The 15,721-nt window shown below is 70.5% G+C and carries 17 protein-coding genes; 6 read left to right on the top strand and 11 right to left on the bottom strand.

Annotation, left to right across the window (positions count from 1 at the left end; translation table 11 throughout):
- Positions 1-56: 56 nt before the first annotated feature.
- The 6 genes from flhB to VM780_RS17020 are packed head-to-tail and all read right to left on the bottom strand — an operon-like array spanning position 57 to position 3,356.
- On the bottom strand, positions 57-1,121 hold the full coding sequence (flhB, locus tag VM780_RS17045) for a flagellar biosynthesis protein FlhB (protein WP_325449510.1): 1,065 nt from the start codon (positions 1,119-1,121) through the stop codon (positions 57-59).
- A gap of 6 nt (positions 1,122-1,127) precedes the next feature.
- Positions 1,128-1,889: a flagellar biosynthetic protein FliR gene (gene fliR / locus VM780_RS17040; RefSeq protein ID WP_325449508.1), complete on the bottom strand. Its 762-nt coding sequence runs from the start codon at positions 1,887-1,889 to the stop codon at positions 1,128-1,130.
- Positions 1,890-1,914: 25 nt separating this feature from the next.
- On the bottom strand, positions 1,915-2,181 hold the full coding sequence (gene fliQ / locus VM780_RS17035) for a flagellar biosynthesis protein FliQ (RefSeq protein WP_325449506.1): 267 nt from the start codon (positions 2,179-2,181) through the stop codon (positions 1,915-1,917).
- 43 nt (positions 2,182-2,224) lie between these two features.
- On the bottom strand, positions 2,225-2,542 hold the full coding sequence (locus VM780_RS17030; RefSeq protein WP_325449504.1) for a flagellar hook-basal body complex protein FliE: 318 nt from the start codon (positions 2,540-2,542) through the stop codon (positions 2,225-2,227).
- Positions 2,543-2,556: 14 nt separating this feature from the next.
- Complete coding sequence (gene flgC, locus VM780_RS17025; RefSeq protein WP_325449502.1) at positions 2,557-2,967, bottom strand: flagellar basal body rod protein FlgC; 411 nt, start codon at positions 2,965-2,967, stop codon at positions 2,557-2,559.
- Positions 2,968-2,975: 8 nt separating this feature from the next.
- Positions 2,976-3,356, bottom strand: coding sequence for a flagellar basal body protein (locus tag VM780_RS17020; RefSeq protein ID WP_325449500.1), 381 nt, complete (start codon positions 3,354-3,356; stop codon positions 2,976-2,978).
- Positions 3,357-3,629: 273 nt separating this feature from the next.
- Between VM780_RS17020 and VM780_RS17015 the strand changes: the two genes are divergently transcribed.
- Both VM780_RS17015 and fliP read left to right on the top strand, forming a co-directional pair.
- A complete protein-coding gene (locus tag VM780_RS17015; protein WP_325449498.1) occupies positions 3,630-4,814 on the top strand; it encodes a flagellar biosynthetic protein FliO in 1,185 nt (394 codons plus the stop codon).
- Positions 4,815-4,833: 19 nt separating this feature from the next.
- Entirely contained in the window at positions 4,834-5,577 is a 744-nt protein-coding gene (fliP, locus tag VM780_RS17010) for a flagellar type III secretion system pore protein FliP (protein ID WP_325449496.1), read from the top strand.
- Positions 5,578-5,589: 12 nt separating this feature from the next.
- On the opposite strand, the gene VM780_RS17005 is transcribed toward fliP, so the two are convergent.
- From VM780_RS17005 to VM780_RS16985, 5 genes are all read right to left on the bottom strand, one after another.
- On the bottom strand, positions 5,590-9,036 hold the full coding sequence (locus VM780_RS17005; protein ID WP_325449494.1) for a hypothetical protein: 3,447 nt from the start codon (positions 9,034-9,036) through the stop codon (positions 5,590-5,592).
- A gap of 87 nt (positions 9,037-9,123) precedes the next feature.
- Positions 9,124-9,819: a flagellar protein FlbB gene (locus VM780_RS17000; RefSeq protein ID WP_325449492.1), complete on the bottom strand. Its 696-nt coding sequence runs from the start codon at positions 9,817-9,819 to the stop codon at positions 9,124-9,126.
- Positions 9,816-10,385: a DUF6468 domain-containing protein gene (locus tag VM780_RS16995; RefSeq protein WP_325449490.1), complete on the bottom strand. Its 570-nt coding sequence runs from the start codon at positions 10,383-10,385 to the stop codon at positions 9,816-9,818. Before VM780_RS16995 ends, VM780_RS17000 begins: the two co-directional genes overlap by 4 nt.
- Entirely contained in the window at positions 10,385-11,551 is a 1,167-nt protein-coding gene (gene fliM, locus VM780_RS16990; protein ID WP_325449488.1) for a flagellar motor switch protein FliM, read from the bottom strand. The genes VM780_RS16995 and fliM overlap by 1 nt, the downstream gene beginning before the upstream one ends.
- A 24-nt stretch (positions 11,552-11,575) precedes the next feature.
- Positions 11,576-12,085, bottom strand: coding sequence for a flagellar basal body-associated FliL family protein (locus VM780_RS16985; RefSeq protein WP_325449486.1), 510 nt, complete (start codon positions 12,083-12,085; stop codon positions 11,576-11,578).
- Between the two features lie 306 nt (positions 12,086-12,391).
- Between VM780_RS16985 and flgF the strand changes: the two genes are divergently transcribed.
- Genes flgF through flgH form a run of 4 tightly spaced genes read left to right on the top strand, consistent with a single transcriptional unit; the run spans position 12,392 to position 15,661 of the window.
- Positions 12,392-13,135, top strand: coding sequence for a flagellar basal-body rod protein FlgF (gene flgF, locus VM780_RS16980; RefSeq protein ID WP_325449484.1), 744 nt, complete (start codon positions 12,392-12,394; stop codon positions 13,133-13,135).
- A gap of 21 nt (positions 13,136-13,156) precedes the next feature.
- Entirely contained in the window at positions 13,157-13,945 is a 789-nt protein-coding gene (gene flgG, locus VM780_RS16975; RefSeq protein WP_325449482.1) for a flagellar basal-body rod protein FlgG, read from the top strand.
- An 8-nt stretch (positions 13,946-13,953) separates the two neighbouring features.
- A complete protein-coding gene (gene flgA / locus VM780_RS16970; RefSeq protein WP_325449480.1) occupies positions 13,954-14,892 on the top strand; it encodes a flagellar basal body P-ring formation chaperone FlgA in 939 nt (312 codons plus the stop codon).
- Between the two features lie 16 nt (positions 14,893-14,908).
- Positions 14,909-15,661, top strand: a complete 753-nt coding sequence (gene flgH / locus VM780_RS16965; protein ID WP_325449478.1) for a flagellar basal body L-ring protein FlgH — start codon at positions 14,909-14,911, stop codon at positions 15,659-15,661.
- The last annotated feature ends 60 nt before the right edge of the window (positions 15,662-15,721 follow it).

Raw genomic sequence — 15,721 nt, 5'->3', positions numbered from 1 at the left:
TGGTGCTGCGGGCCGCAGGATTCAACAAGCGATGGAGCTCTTGGCCTGCAGGCTCGTCACCGCCGTCCCTTCCGGCGCATGACGAAGCCGATGACCTCGGCGACCGCCTTGTAGTGCTCGGCGGGGATTTCCTTGTCGACCTCGATCGCCGCGTGCAGCGAGCGCGCAAGCGGGGGGTTCTCGATCACCGCCACGCCGGCCTCCTCGGCGACCTTCCTGATCCTGAGCGCGACGGCGTCGACGCCCTTGGCGACGCACAGCGGCGCGTTCATGCCCGGCTCGTATTTCAGCGCGACCGCGTAGTGCGTCGGGTTGGCGATCACCACCGTCGCCGTCGGCACCGCCGCCATCATGCGCTTCTTGGAGCGCTGCGCGCGGATCGAGCGGATGCGCGCCTTGATGTGCGGGTCGCCTTCCTGCTGCTTGTGCTCGTCGCGCACTTCCTGAAGCGTCATCTTCAGGCGCTCGCGCCAGCGCCGGCGCTGCCAGAGATAGTCCGCGAGCGCGATCACGGCGAACACCGCGACCGACGACACCAGCACCTTCAGCGACAGCGATTTCAGCACCGGAAGCAGCCCGGCCACATCGCCCTGCACGAGCGAGGCGACGCGCACGCGCTCCGGCCAGACGACGGACGAGATCACCGCGCCGACAATCCCGATCTTGAGCAGGCCTTTCAGGAAGTTCGCGAGGCTCTCCGCCGAGAACAGGCGCTTGAAGCCCGAGGCCGGCGAGATCTTGGAGAGCTTCGGGACGAGCGGGTCGGTCGTGACCTGGAACGGGTGCTGCACGAGATTGCCGGCGATCGCCGCCAGCGCCAGCAGCAGCACCGGCAGCGCGAGCGCGGCCGCGATCGTGAGGCCGAGGCCGCCCGTCATGGTGCGGAGCGACGCTCCATCCATCGCGAAGCGCTGAGGCTCGGCGAGGAACCGCGTCAGCATGCCGGCGAGCGACGACGCCGCGCCGTCGCCGAAAATCGACAGCGCCAGCGTGGTCGCCGCGAGGCCGAACCAGACGTTGAGCTCCTGGCTCTTGGCGACGTCGCCGCGCTTGAGCGCGTCTTCGATCTTCTTGCGGGTCGGTTCTTCTGTCTTTTCGCCGCCCTCGTCGCTCTCGGCCATCGCCCCTCAGCCTCCGGTCAACATGCGGAGCGTGGCGCCGACGTCGCCGATGAAGACGTCCATCAGCACGCCGATCACGAGCGCGAGCAGCGCGAAGCCGGCGATCAGCGACAGCGGGGCGGCGATGAAAAAGACCTGCAGCTGCGGCATCAGCCGCGACAGCACGCCGAGGCCGAGATTGAAGATCAGGCCGAACACGAGAAACGGCGCCGAGAGCTGCACGCCGATCCGGAAGGCGTCCTCGGCGGCCCCGATCGCGAGCCGCGCGGCGTCGCCTGTCTCTGGGAAAGCGCCTGGACGGAAGGCGTCATAGCTCGCTGCGATCGCGCCGATCGCCAGATGATGCAGGTCGGTCGTGAAGATCAGCGTCACGCCCACAAGCGTGAGGAAGGTGCCGACGATGGCGCTCTGCTGGCCCTGCGTCGGGTCGACCGTCATCACGAAGCCCAGCCCCAGCTGGTTCGCGATCACGTTGCCGGCGACCGACAGCGCCGACATCACGAGGCGGCCGACCATGCCGAGCGCGAGCCCGATCGCGATCTCCGAGACGGCCATCCCGACCAGCGCCGCCGGATTGTTGGCGTCGATCGCGTAGAGCGGCCGCGCGAACGGCCAGAACACCAGCGACAGCATGACCGCGATCGTCAGCCGGAAGCGCGGCGAGACGTTCTCCTCGCCGAGCGCCGGCAGAAGCATCACCAGCGCGCCGACCCGCGCCAGGATCAGCACGAAGGCGGCGACCTCGTTGGGCAGGAAGTCGAAGGTCATCGGTCGATCGCGCGGCTCCGGCGACTCACCCGCCGGAGACGATCCTGCCCGCGATTCGCGCCATATGTCCCGCGAGCGCGTCGCCCATGAACGGCAGCCCGATCAGCAGGGCGGCGAACAGCGCCAGAATCTTCGGCACGAACACCAGGGTCATTTCCTGGATCTGGGTCAGCGCCTGGATCAGCGACACCGCGACGCCGACGATGAGCGTGACCGCCATCAGCGGGCCGCCAACCTTGAGGATCGTCCACAGGCCGTCGCGCGCGACGTCGAGGACCTCGGCTCCATTCATGATCTTGACCGCGCTGTCTTCGAGGAACGCCCGCCGAACTGCCTCAGATCGGCATCCGCATGATCTCTTCGTAGGCCGCGATCACCTTGTCGCGGACGCTCACGAGCGTGTTGAGCGCAAGCTCGCTTTCGGCGACCGCGGTGACGACGTCGACCACGTCGGCCTTGCCGGCCACGGCCTGCATCGCCTTCGCCTCCGTGTCGCGGCCCTGCTCGGCCATGCCGGAGAGGGATTTCTCCAACAATTCGCCGAAGCCGCCTCCCTGAGACTGGGCGGCCGCCGGCGCGCCGCCGCCGACGCTCTGGCCCACCAGGCTCGCGATGTTGGCGTAGGCGCCTGCGACGGCGGCGGGGCTGGTCATCTGAGGTCTCCGGATCAGGCGCGCAGAATGTCGAGCGTGCGGACGATCATCTTCCGCGCGGCGCCGACCATGTTGAGATTGGCCTCGTAGCTGCGCTGGGCCTCGCGCATGTCCATCTGCTCGATCAGCGGGTCGACGTTCGGCAGCCGCACGTCGCCATTGGCGTCGGCCATCGGATTGCCGGGCTCGTGCTTGACGCGGAAGTCGCTGCGGTCGCGCTCGACCCGGCCGAGCCGCACGACCTGGGCCGACAGCTCGTCGTCGAACGCGGATTTCAGCGTCGGCACCTTGCGGCGATAGGGGTCGGCGCCGGGCGTCTTCGCAGCCGAATCGGCGTTGGCGAGGTTTTCGGCGATAATCCGCATGCGGCCGGCTTGCGCCTTCAGGCCGGCTGCGGCGACGCCAATCGCACGGGTGAGATCCATGGCGCGCCTCAAGCCCTGCCGAGGGCGGCGCGCAGCACACCAAGACTCTTCTGGTAGAGCATCGCGGCCATCTGGTGGTCCATCTGGTTCTGCGCCGCCTTGGTCATCTGCTCCTCGAGCACCACGGTGTTGCCGTCCGGCGTGCGCTCGAATCCACTGCCGACCCTGGGGGCGTCGCCCGCCGCCGAGGCCAGCGAAAGATGCCGGGCGTTGGTCTGCATGGGGGCCACCGAAGAGGCCGCCTCTTCGACCGGCTTCAGGTCGTGCGCCTGGAAGCCCGGCGTCGCGGCGTTAGCGACGTTTTCGGCGAGCACGCTCTGACGCGCCTCCTGCCAGCGCATCTTTGTTTTGAGTGCGGACAGCAGCGGCAACTCGCCAAGGCCGGCCATACGGCTTCTCCCGAGGCGCAAGGAACGCCATGCCAGAGCGGCGGCGCCGGCCCGATTCGATTTTCGCGGATTGCGCGTCCGCCCGGCAAAATCTGCCGCCCGCATGGTTAACGCGCGGTTAAGAACGTTAAGTTTCCGTTCACCTTGCGGGTGACTTTGGCTATGACGAACAGCCGGGTCGCGCTCGTGTGAACGAACGCGCTCGACGGCCGCGCCGCCGCGGGGTCCGGTCCGCCGGAATCCGCGACGTTTTCGAGATTGAGGTGAGACCGCGTGTTCGACCAGTTCTTCGGCGACGTCCCGACCCCTCTCAAGTTCATCCTGGCCTTCGCGGTCGTCATCCTGCTCGTGGTGCTCGCAGCCTGGCTGATGCGGCGCCTCAGCGGGCAAAGACTGTCGGGCGGCATGGGCTCCGCAGGCCGCTCGCGCCAGCCGCGCCTCGGCGTGCTGGACGTGCTCGCGATCGACGGGCGTCGCCGGCTGGTGATCGTGCGCCGCGACAATGTCGAACATCTGGTGATGATCGGCGGGCCGAACGATCTGGTGGTCGAGCGCGGCATCCTGCGCGTTCCGGCGGGCCTGCCCGCGCAGCGCGAGCAGGCGGCCCCCGCCGAGCCGACCGTGCGCGCGGCGCCGCCGCAGCCGGTTCCGCCGCCTGCGGCGCGCCCGGCGCCCGCCGTCTCCGCCCCGCAGCCTCGGCCGGCCGAGCCGCAGCGCCCGGCGCCGAAGTCCGTCGAGGCTCCGCCGATCGTTCCCACGCGCGAAGCCGCCCAGCCGGCGCGCCCGCAGCCTGCGCCGGCGCCGCAAGCCCCGGCGCCAGCGGCGCCGCAACCTGCGAAAGCCGCCGCTCCGGCTCCGGCTCCGGCGCGTCCGGCAGCCCCGCCCCCGCCTGTCGCGCCCGCTCCCGCTGCGCAGCCGACGCTCCCCGCCGCTCCTGCGGCGGAACGCCCGGCCCCCGCGCCCGTGCGGGCGCCTCAGCCGATCATCTCTGGCCCGGCCGCCCGCCCCGCGGCCGCGGAAGGCCGCACGAGCGATCTCGCCGAACGGCTCGCGGCCGCCCTGAAGCGCCCCGTGACCCCGGCCGCCCGTCCTGTCGAGGCGCGGCCCAAGCCTGAAGCCGACGCTCCAAAGGAGGCGCCAGCGGCTTCCGAGCCGCCCGCGGCGAAGCAGCCTGAGGCTGCCGAGCCCGCTCCCGCCGCGAAGCCAAGCCCTGCGCCCGCGCCCGCGCCCGCGAAGCCAGCTCCTGCGCCCGCCAAGGAGACCCCGCGCGAGATGCCGCCGATGGCGCCGCCGAGCGACAAGCCGGCGACTGCGGCTGCGCCCGACGTCCGGCCGGAGCCGCGCCCGTCGCCGGCGGAGGCTTCCTCCGGGGTCGCGCTCGACGATGACCCGCTTGCGGCCCTCGAAGCCGAGATGGCCAACCTGCTCGGGCGGGATGTCGGCAAGCCAAAAACCTGAGGCCCGCGCCCGCTTCGCTATGCGCGCCGGCAGGGGCGGACGCGCGCTTCTCTTCGGACTGACCGCCGCAGCCATCTCGGTGGCTGCGCCGGCGGTGGCGCAGACGGTGACGCTCGATCTCGGCCAGGGCGGCGTGAGCGAGCGCGCGCTGCAGATCGTCGCGCTGATCACGGTGCTGAGCCTTGCGCCGTCGATCCTCGTGATGGTGACGTGCTTCACCCGGATCGTGGTGGTGCTGTCGCTGCTCCGCACGGCGGTCGGCACCCAGACAGCGCCGCCGAATTCGGTGATCACCGCGCTTGCGCTTTTCCTGACAGCGTTCGTGATGGCGCCGACCTTCCAGGCCGCCTACGACCAGGCAATCGCGCCGCGCCTCGCTGGCCAGATCGACGACGCGACCGCGTTCCAGCGCGGCGTGGCGCCGTTCCGCACCTTCATGCTCGCCCATGTCCGCGAGAAGGACCTCGTCCTGTTCCAAGGTCTGTCGCGCGAGCCCGCGCCAGAGACGCCCGATCAGGTGTCGCTGCGCGTGCTCGTGCCGGCCTTCATGATCTCGGAGCTCCGGCGCGCCTTCGAGATCGGCTTCCTGCTGTTCGTGCCGTTCCTGGTCATCGACCTCGTGGTGGCGTCGGTGCTGATGTCGATGGGCATGATGATGCTGCCGCCGGCGATCGTGTCGCTGCCGTTCAAGCTGATCTTCTTCGTGCTGGTCGACGGGTGGAATCTGGTCGCCGGCAGCCTGGTCCAGAGCTACGGCGGCTGAAGCCTGCTGCGGCTAGGCGCGCGACGGCGTCGCCGCGCTGGCAGAGGCCCTCACCGGAGCGGCGTCCGCCGGATCCTCGGAGGCTCGGCGACGGTACTCCTTGAGAAAGGCGTCGAACGCGGCGCTCGAGGCGATCGAGCGGGCGATCTCGCGGAACGCGTCGCCATGCGCGTTGATCGGGGCGGTGACGACTTCGAAGGTTGCGGCGTCGGAGCTGTCGGCCATTTTCGAGCCGAACTTCTGCCGGACGCGATCGACGCCGAGCGCGTCGCCGGCGAGCGAGAGCGCGACCGCCGCCCGCAGCACCTGCGCGCGCTGCTCCGGAGCGAGGGGCTCGGGCGCGCGCCAGGCGCTTCCGAGCAGCGTCTCCGCGGCCTCGCCGGCTTCCGCCCAGCGGCGGGCTGACCACAAGACGTCGGCCTTGAGCTGCTGGGCTTCGGCCCCGCTCAGGCTCTCGGCCATCTCGAGCGCGAGGTCGGTCCTGCCGGTCGCTGCGAGCGCGCGAGCCTCGAGGATCAGCCGGCCGCGGACGAGCGAGGCCGGCAGATCCGCCTGGCGCGTCTTGCGCAACACCTCAACCGCTTCCGCGGGCTTGCCGTTCATGAGCGAGACCAACGCGGCGCGCGCCGCGACCTGGGCCCGGGCCGCCCCTGTCAGGCGGTTTTCGATCTGGTAGTTGAGAAGCTCGGCGGCCTGGTCGAGCAGGTCGACCTCGACCAGCTTGTCGGCCAGCCGGCGGACGAGTTCGTCGCCGCGCTTGCCGCCGGGGCTCAGCTCCTTGAAATCGTAAAACAGCGCGAGCGCGTCGAGCTTCGACATCCGGTCGACGCCGCCGCCGAGGAAAAGCTCGGTGAAGCGCTCCTGCATCTTGTCCTGCAGGCTCCGTGAACTCTCCGCGTCCGGGAACGCCTCGACCGCGATGCGAAGCGTCGAGAAGGCGTCGCGCCAGCGCTCCCCGCGGCCGTAAAGGTCGATCAGCCGCGCCAGCGTCTCCGCCTCGATCCAGTCCCCCCGCCAGCCCGCCGCCAGCCGCTCCAGGCGAACGATCGCGTCGCTTTCGCTGATCTGGTGGAGACGCAGCCGCAGTTCGACCGCGCGCAGCTCCGCCTCCGCGGCCGCGGCCGGGTTCGATCCCCGAATCAGGCCCTTGTAGGCCGCAAGCGCCCGCTCGGTCTGGCCCATCGCCTCCGCCAGCCGCGCGCGCAGGAGCTCCCGAGCGCCGGGCGACCGGGTCGAGGGCAGCACCGCAAGGCGCTCGAACTCGGCCGCCGCCGCGGGCGCGTCGCCCGCGTCCAGCGCCAGCGCCGCCGCGTCTTCCAGGAACCGCCCCCTCAGGACCGCAGGCAGCGCCGCGAGCGCCGGCGCGCCGCGCCGCAGCGCCTCGCGCGCAGGGCCGCTGCGGCCCGCATCGGCCTCTGCTTCCGCCCGCCAGAGCGCCGCCTCCGGATTCGCGGCAAGTTGCGGCCTCGACAGCATCGCAAGCGCCGTCTCGGGCCGACCGAGCTCGATCTCCGCGGCGGCGCGCAGGATCGGCACGCGCGGATCGCGCTCGGCGGCCGGGTCGTCCGTCAGCACCGCGCCGAGCACGGCCATCGAATCGGCCGACCGTCCGCGGAGCTGGTAGAATTGCGCCAGAGCGAGCCGCGCCGCGGTGCGCGACTCCGGCGACGCCATCGCGGCCGCGCGCATCAGTTCGTTCTCGCGCTGCGCGAACGGCCTGCCGTTTTCCTCGGCCCAGGCCGCAGCGCTGAGGACCGCCGCCCCGGCGCCCGGGGACGCCGCGGCGGCCATTGCGGGGACATCGCTCGACAGAGCGAGGCCTTCGTCGCGCCAGATTCGCAGCCGGTCGAGATCCCCCGTCACCCGCAGGTCGTCGGCGATCAGGGCGATCGCCACGCCCTGAGCTGTCGCCAGCGCGGAGAATTCCACGAACTGGCGCGGCCGGTCGACGTTGCGGCTCGGGCCGGAAAGGGTCGCCACAGCCAGCGTGTCGCCGATCTCGGGATCGCGCAGCATGTGGATCGCGCCGAGGCCTGGAGCCTCCGCCTCCACTGCGGCGCGGCCGTCGCGGCCGAACGCCGGCTTCAGCTCGATGGCGGCGCTCGCGCTCAACAGGTCTTCGCCGAGCGACACCACCCAGTCCGAGCCGATCGTGCCGGCCGTGACGAGCCGCGCGTTCGCGAGCTCGAACCGAACGGCGCGGCCGCCGTCGAGCGGCGTCTGGTCGGCGGCGGTGATCACGCCGCGGGAATCGCTGAGCAGCCGGCTGAGATCGAGCGGCTTCGGGTCGTCGAAAATCGCCCATAGCGAGGCGCCGCGGCGGAAGATCGCCGCGGGCGTGGGACGTCCGAAGGGGAAAACCAGCCGCAGCGTCTCACCCACGCGCGTGGCGGAAGGCTCCTGCTGAGACCCTGCCGCCTCTGGCGCCGGCGCGGGCGCGGCGGTCTGCGCTGCTGCGGCCTGCCCGCGACCTGCAGCCTCCTGCGCGGCGCTGTCCACGGATTGAGCTGGAGCCGGCGTTTCAGGCCGGGCCTCGCCGACGTCGGTCTTTCCGGCCGGCTGCTCGGGCTTGTCCGGCGGGGGCGGCGCCATCGCCGCACTCGCATTTTCAGCCGCGTGCTTGAGGGCCGTCGCGAGCGGCGGCAGGTCGCCGGCCCCATTGGCCTGTGCGGCGTCCGACCGGTCGATGTCGAGAACAAAGGCCCCGTCGTCCCGGAAGCCGCGCACGTCGCGTCCCTCGGGCGCGGGCGCATAGACGGTCAACGATCCCGGCCCGCGCGAGACGTCGAGCGGGAGCTCCGGCGGAAGCTTGGCGCGCGCGGCCGCGACGTCGAAGGTCACATCGGCCGAAATGGTGACCGCCACGCGGTCTCCGACGCGCTTGAAAGTGACCGGAACGTCTTCGGGCGCCGAGAAGATCAGCCGCCGGAAGGTCGGGTGGGTCGCGCCGGAGACGGTGAGCGGCGCGAGCGGGCGGAACCTGCGGCGCTCTTCCTCCGCCTTGATCTGGCGGCCTTCCCGGGCTTCCTGGCTGAGCGCCGCGATCACGTCCTTCGGCAGAGGCGGCGGCATGCCGACCCAACTCGGCGGCAGAAGGTCGACGAACAGCGTGTCGCCGGCTTCCTTGGCGTCAATCTTCGCAGTCTTGCTGAGCGCCATCCGCACGGCCGCGCCGTCCGGATCGCGACGCACCACGCTGACGATCGACCCAAGGGCGCGCGAGATCGGAGCGAGGTCGACGTCGACGGTCTCGTCGAAACTGACCACGAGCACATTGCTGACGAGGCGCGTCTGGTGGCGCGGCAGCCGATCGAAGGCGAAGGCGATGCGCGCATAGCCTTCCGGCGCCATGACGGCGCTCACCGTGGCGCTCGCGGCAAGAGCGGGAGAGCCGGCCACGGCGCCGGAGAGCGCAAGCGCGATCCACGCGACGAGCGCCCTCACCCTGCCATTCGCCATGCCTTGGCTCCCGCACTCCCGGCGCGTCCTGCGCCGGCGCCTGGAGTTTTAAGGCCAAGCCGTTGGCAACCCGTTACCGTGGCCGAGCTATGGAGGCGTAGGCCGTCCTTCGATCTTCGGCAGTTCGCCGGACACGACTTCGGACGGGCGGGCGCCGACCTCCTGCCGGGCGAGCGCGACGGTCAGTTTCTGCGCGCCGTCCGGCGACATCTGGCCCATGATCTCGGAGAGCTTGCGCGGGTTCATCAGCGAGGCGACGTCGAGCAGAACCGCCGGGTCGAGCTTCTCGAAGATCCGCGCCGCTTCCTTGACCTTCATCGTCTCGTACATCGTGACGAGGTTCTTGAGCCGCGCTTTCTCTTCTTCGGCGCGCTTGCGATCCACGTCCGCGACCGAGGTCTCGACGCGCTTCAGCTCGTCAAGCCGCTCCTCGAGGCGCTTCTCGGCGGCCTTGAGCAGGTTTTCACGAAGCTCGAGGTCAGAGGCGCGCGCGTCGAGCGTCTCGCGTCGCTTCTGCAGCGCCTCCAGCAGAGCCTTCTGCGAAGACGAGTCCGCGGCGTCGGCGCCCTTGGGCTCCGGCTTCGCCGCCTGGGAAGCAGCCTCGGGCGGCGCTCCCTTGGCCTCAGGCGCCGCCGGCGCCGTGGGCGGCTCCGCGGTCGCGGCCTGCGCGGCGGGAAACAGGTAGCTGCTCTGCGTCGCGAGGCCCGCGAGCTTGAGCGTAAGCAGCGCGCCGGCGGCGATCATCACCACCGGCATGAGCCGCAGGCGCGCCGGTTCGCTCATGCGGCGTCGCCGAGGCTCAGCGCGCGGATCCGCGAGGCGAACAGCTCGGCGGCCGCCGCGGTGGCAGCCGATGCGCTGATCGCCGGCGCGGCCGCGCGCTCGCGCTCCTGCGCCTCACGGCGCGCTGCGGCGGCGCGCGCCTCCTCTTCAGCGTTGCGGCGGGCTTCCAGCCGCGCGGCCTCGCGCTCGACGCCGAGCTGCTCGATCTGCTCTCGCGAGGCGACCCGGGAGGCGTGCTCGCGCGCCGCCTTGGCGATCTTCGTGATGCGCTCGATAACCTCTTCGCCGGCGGCGAGCTGCCTCGCCATGTCCTGCGACAGCCCCTGCGCTTTGCCGAGGCGCTCGGCGAGCGTCTCCTCGCAGGCGCCCACTGTCGCCCGCAGCGCCACGATCGCACGCTCCGCGGCGTGCGTCGCGCCGACGAGCTCGCCGATCGTCTGGCGCATCATGGTCTCGTCGCCGCGCAGGCGACGCAGGCGACGGTCGAGCACCGCGCAGTACACGATGGTGGCGGCGAGCAGCACCGCGACCAGCGATTCGATGGCGATCCCGAGCAAGTTCTCCATCACGAGGCCTCCTTGCGCGTCTGGCCGGCGGCCTCGAAGGCCGCCAGCGTGGTGCGCGAGCGGCGCAGCGGCCGCGCCACCTGCACGGCGACCCGCTCGCCCGAGCGGCCCATGCGCGCCTCGGTCACGACCTCGTCGCCGCAGCGCAGCTCGACCAGCGCGTCGGGCTTGATGTCGAGCATCAGCGTGTCGCCGACGTCGAGGTTGAGGATCGTCCTGAGCGGCAGCTTCTTCTCGTAGAGCACCGCGGAGACCTCCGCCTGCGCCGCCCAGATCTCGGTCGCCAGATGACCCTCCCAGGTGGCGTCGCGGCCGAACTTCTCGCCCATGAACATCTGCAGCAGCACGTCGCGGATCGGCTCGATCGTGGCGTAGGGCAGCAGCATCTGGATCCCGCCGCCGCGATCCTCCATGTCGACCCGCAGCGTCACCAGGATCGCGGCGTTGGCCGGCCGGGTGATGGCGGCGAAGCGCGGATTGGTCTCGAGGCGATCGAGCGAGAAATCGACCGGGCTGACGGGCCTGAAGGCGTGCTCCGCGTCGGTCAGCACCACCTCGATCATGCGCTGTACGAGGCTGGTCTCGATCGTGGTGTAGGGGCGACCCTCCACCTTCATCTTGGTCACGCCGCGCCGGCCGCCGAGCAGGACGTCGATGATCGAGTAGATCAGCGCGGAGTCGACCGTCACCAGCCCGAAGCCATCCCACTGCTCGGCCTTGAAGACCGACAGGATCGCGGGCAGCGGGATCGAGTTCAGGTAGTCGCCGAACCGCACCGAACGGATGCCGTCGAGCGAGACCTCGACATTGTCGGAGGTGAAGTTGCGCAGCGAAGTCGTGAGCAGCCGGACGAGCCGGTCGAACACGATCTCCAGCATCGGCAGGCGTTCGTAGGAGACCAGCGCCGAGTTGATGATCGCCCGGATGCCGGACTGGTCGGAGAGGCCGAGCTCGTCGGGATTGAACCCCAACAAGCCGTCGACCTCGTCCTGGTTGAGGACGCGGTCGGCCCCGCCTTTGACGCCGTCGGAGCCGCCGTGGCCGGGGTCCTCCATCGCCGCAGCCCAGCCGCCGGCCATCCCCCCGGAGTCGCCGACCTGCTCGTTCATCGCCGCTTCCCATTCAGCGGCGAGTTCGCTGTCTGTCTTGTTCTGTTCGCCGGCCATCGGTCGCGATCTCCCCGGACGCCGCTACTGGATCACGATGTCCTTGAACAGAACCGCCTCGACGCGGGCCGGCGCGACCGCGACATTGACCCGGCGCAGCAGTTCTTCCTTCAGCCGATAGGCGCCCGAAGACCCGCGGATGTCTTCGGGCCGCAATTCGCGCAGATGCGTCTGAAAGCTGTCGAGCACACGCGGCATCATGGGCTTGATGGCCTCGGCCATTTCGGGCTTGTCCACCTCGAGCGCGATGGCGAGCCGGACATAGCGCTGCTTCTGGGCGTCCGCGGTCGCGAGGTTGACGGTCATTTCCGGCAGGTCGAGGAAGGCCGCGGCCGCCGGAGCGGGCGCATGAGCCTCCACCTTCTCCTCAGCAGCGGGATCCTCACCGTGGCCCCCGCCTTTGCCGAGGAACAGATAGCCCCCGACGCCGGCGATGATCAGCGCCGCAGCGCCCGCGCCGCCAAGGATGACGAGCTTCTTTCGGGATTTGGTCTTGGCCGTGGAGGCCTGGCCGTCCTCGTCGTTGTCCGCCATCGCACCCACGCCGCCGCCCGCAGGCCACGCCCCATTTCGCCGCCGCCGGCTATGGTTAACGGATAGGTCGCAAAGCTTAACGAAACCTTGCGAAACGGCCCGCGCCCGGCAAATCCTGCCGGGCATTTTGCGCCGGCAGGCCGTTCGCGACGCGCGCAGGATCGCTCAAAATCGCGCAATTCCGTTCAGTTCTCAGGGAAGTTCGCGGTTGGCACGCCGGCTGCACGGTGGTGGCGGGATGCGAATGCCGTCGGGGAGGATGGCGAGCGCGTCCGGACATCGCAGATCGGACCGCGGGAGCGTGTGGTGGAAAACGCCTCTCTGGTCGGGTTGTCGCGGCAGGTCGCCCTGCGGCGAGAGCTCGACGTCATCTCGAACAACATCGCGAACATGAACACGACCGGCTTCAAGGCCGACTCGATGCTGTTCGCCGAATTCCTGATGCCGAAGGCGCGCGACGACAGCTTCATGCGGCCGGACCGCCCGCTGTCCTTCGTCGAGGACCGCGCCACGGTGTCGAATTTCGCCGGCGGCGAAATTCAGACCACCGGCGATCCCACGGATGTCGCGATCGACGGCGAAGGCTTCTTCGAAGTCGAGAGCGACAAGGGCGTCCGCTACACGCGCAACGGCTCCTTCAAGGTCGACGCGACCGGCATGCTCGTCACGAGCGAGGGCTTCCGGGTCATGACGACCAACGGGCCGCTCCAGCTTGCGCCGAACGAAACCGGCTTCACCGTCGATCAGGACGGCCAGGTCGCGACCAGCGAGGGCACGCGCGGCAAACTGCGCGTGGTGCGTTTCGCCAACCTCGCGGGCGTCAAGAAAGAGACCTCGACGACCTTCAGCGCGGCCGCCACGCCGACGGAGGTGACCTCAGCCACCCGGCTGATCCAGGGCGCCGTCGAGAAATCGAACGTCCAGGGCATCGCGGAGATGAGCCGCCTGGTCGAGGTCACCCGCTCCTATCAGGACCTGTCGTCGCTGCTCGAGCGGCAGGACGAATTGCGGCGCACGTCGATCGAGCGCCTCGCCGACGTGCCGGCCTAAGGCCCGGGAAGGAGCACCACGATGCGCGCCCTCTACACCGCCTCCACCGGCATGGCCGCCCAGGAGATGAACGTCGAGATCATCTCGAACAACATCGCCAACATGCGGACCTCGGGCTTCAAGCGCCAGCGCGCCGAGTTCCAGGACCTGCTCTACGAGTCTCTGCGCCGCGTCGGCGCCTCGAGCTCGGACACCGGCACCGTGCTGCCGACCGGCGTCGACATCGGCTCGGGCGTCAAGCTCGTCGCCACGCCGCGCGTCATGAGCCAAGGCTCGGTCGCCGCGACCGAAAAGCCCTACGACGTCGCGATCCGCGGCGAGGGCTTCTTCCAGGTGAACCTGCCGGACGGAACCACCGCCTATACCCGCGACGGTTCGTTCGAACTCGACCCCAACGGTCAGCTGGTGACGGCGGACGGCTACGTGGTCGCGCCCGGCATCACGGTCCCGGCGAACGCGCTGTCCGTCGCGATCAGCGCGACCGGCGAGGTCGAAGCGACCATCCAGGGCCAGACGGCGACGCAGAATCTCGGACAGCTCCAGCTGGCGCGCTTCATGAACAAGTCGGGCCTGGAGGCCAAGGGCGACAACCTGTTCCTCGAGACGCCCGCGAGCGGCGCGCCGCTGGTCGACATCCCGGGCGCCGAGGGCTTCGGTTCGGTGCTGCAGTCCTATCTCGAGCAGTCGAACGTCAACGCCGTGACGGAGATCTCGGACCTCATCGCCGCCCAGCGCGCCTATGAGATGAACTCGAAGGTCGTCTCCTCGGCCGACCAGATGCTGCAGGCCAGCGCGGCGATGATGCGATGAGCCGGTCGGTGAAGCGTCTCCTCGCCGCCGGCCTGGCGCTCGGCCTGTTCGCCGGGGCGGCCTCGGCCGCCCCGCTGCTGCGGCCCGAGGCGGTCGTCACCGGAGACCTCGTGGTCGCCGGCGACCTGATCGAGGGCGCGGGAGAGCGGGCCGGCGTGGCGCTGTTCCGCGCTCCCGACCCCGGCATGACCGGCGCGGTTCCCGCCGAGCAGGTGATCGCCGCGGCGCGGCGCGCCGGGATCGACGACGTCGCGCTTGCGGGCCTCACCGCCGTCATGGTGACGCGGCCGAGCCGTGACGTCTCGGTCGCAGAGATCCAGGCGCTGGTGGCGGCCCGGTTCGCGGCCGACGCCGATCTCGCGCTCGAGGCCGTGTCGGTCACGCTCGATCAGGAGGCGGGGCTGCGCCTCGACCCGCGCGACGCCGGACCGCTCCAGTTCGCCCGCTTCGCGCTTGACCGCGCTACCGGCCGCTTCGAGGCCGAGATCCAGGCGCGCGATCATCGCGGCGGCGGAAAGCCGGCGGTCGTGAGCGGCGTGGCCGCCGAGACGGTCGAGACCGCGACGCTCCTTCGCCCGCTGTCGCGCGGCGATCTGCTGACGCCTGCCGATTTCAGGATCGAGCGTCGCCCTCGTCCCGCCGGGTCAGAGCCGCTTGCGGTCGATGTGGCCGGGCTCGCGGCGCGTCGGCCGCTCCGCGAAGGGCAGGCGCTGCGCGAGTCGGATCTGATGCGGCCGCAGCACGTCCAGCGCGGCGCCTTCGTCACCCTGATCTACGCCGCCGACGGGTTGTCGCTCTCGCTCAAGGCTAAGGCGCTCGCCGCCGGCGCTGCGGGCGACGTGATCTCTGTCCAGAACCTGCAGTCGAAGCGCGTCGTGAACGGCGTGGTGACGGGACCTTCCGAGGTCACGGTCACCGCCGGCGCGGCCGCCGTCGCCAGCCGCTGACGAAGGAGCGCCAGTCATGTCGCAGCGCCATGCCCCTCGCCTTCTTTCGCTCGGCGTTCTTGCGCTCTCGCTCGCCGGCTGCGGCGCGGCCGACCGGCTCGCCAACGTCGGCAAGCAGCCGTCGCTCTCGGCGATCGAGAACCCGACCACGCAGCCGGGCTACAAGCCGGTGCAGATGCCGATGCCGGAGGCCATGCCGGTCTCCTATCAGCCGAACTCGCTGTGGCAGTCCGGCGCGACCGGATTCTTCAAGGACCCGCGCGCCAAGCGGGTCGGCGATCTGCTGACCGTGCGGGTCCAGATCACCGACAAGGCGGAGATCGAAAACAGCACCAAGCGCTCGCGCAGCAACTCCGAGCAGTCTGGCGTCGACAACTTCCTCGGCTTCGAGACCAAGCTCGGCAAGTTCCTGCCGAACGCCGTCGACCCCTCGAACCTGATCAAGGCGGGATCAACCGCCTCGAGCGAGGGCGCAGGCTCGGTCGACCGCAAGGAGACGCTGACCACCAATGTCGCGGCCGTCGTCACCCAGGTGCTGCCGAACGGCGCGCTGGTGATCGAGGGCAAGCAGGAGATCCGGGTCAACTTCGAGGTGCGCGAGCTGATCGTCGCCGGCATCGTCCGCACCGAGGACATCGACGCCGACAACACGATCGCGAGCGAGAAGATCGCTCAGGCCCGCATCGCCTATGGCGGCCGCGGCCAGATCACCGACGTGCAGCAGCCGCGCTACGGCCAGCAGGTGATGGACGTTCTGCTGCCCTTCTGAGGCGCTTATTCCAGAAGTTGCGGATGCGGCCGGCGCCGGCCTCCATCCGCGATGCCCGCC

The sequence above is a fragment of the Hansschlegelia sp. genome (assembly GCF_035538955.1).
Taxonomy (GTDB): Bacteria; Pseudomonadota; Alphaproteobacteria; order Rhizobiales; family Methylopilaceae; genus Methylopila.
The sequence above is the reverse complement of the archived record's forward strand: the minus strand, read 5'-3'. Positions and strand labels throughout refer to the sequence as shown.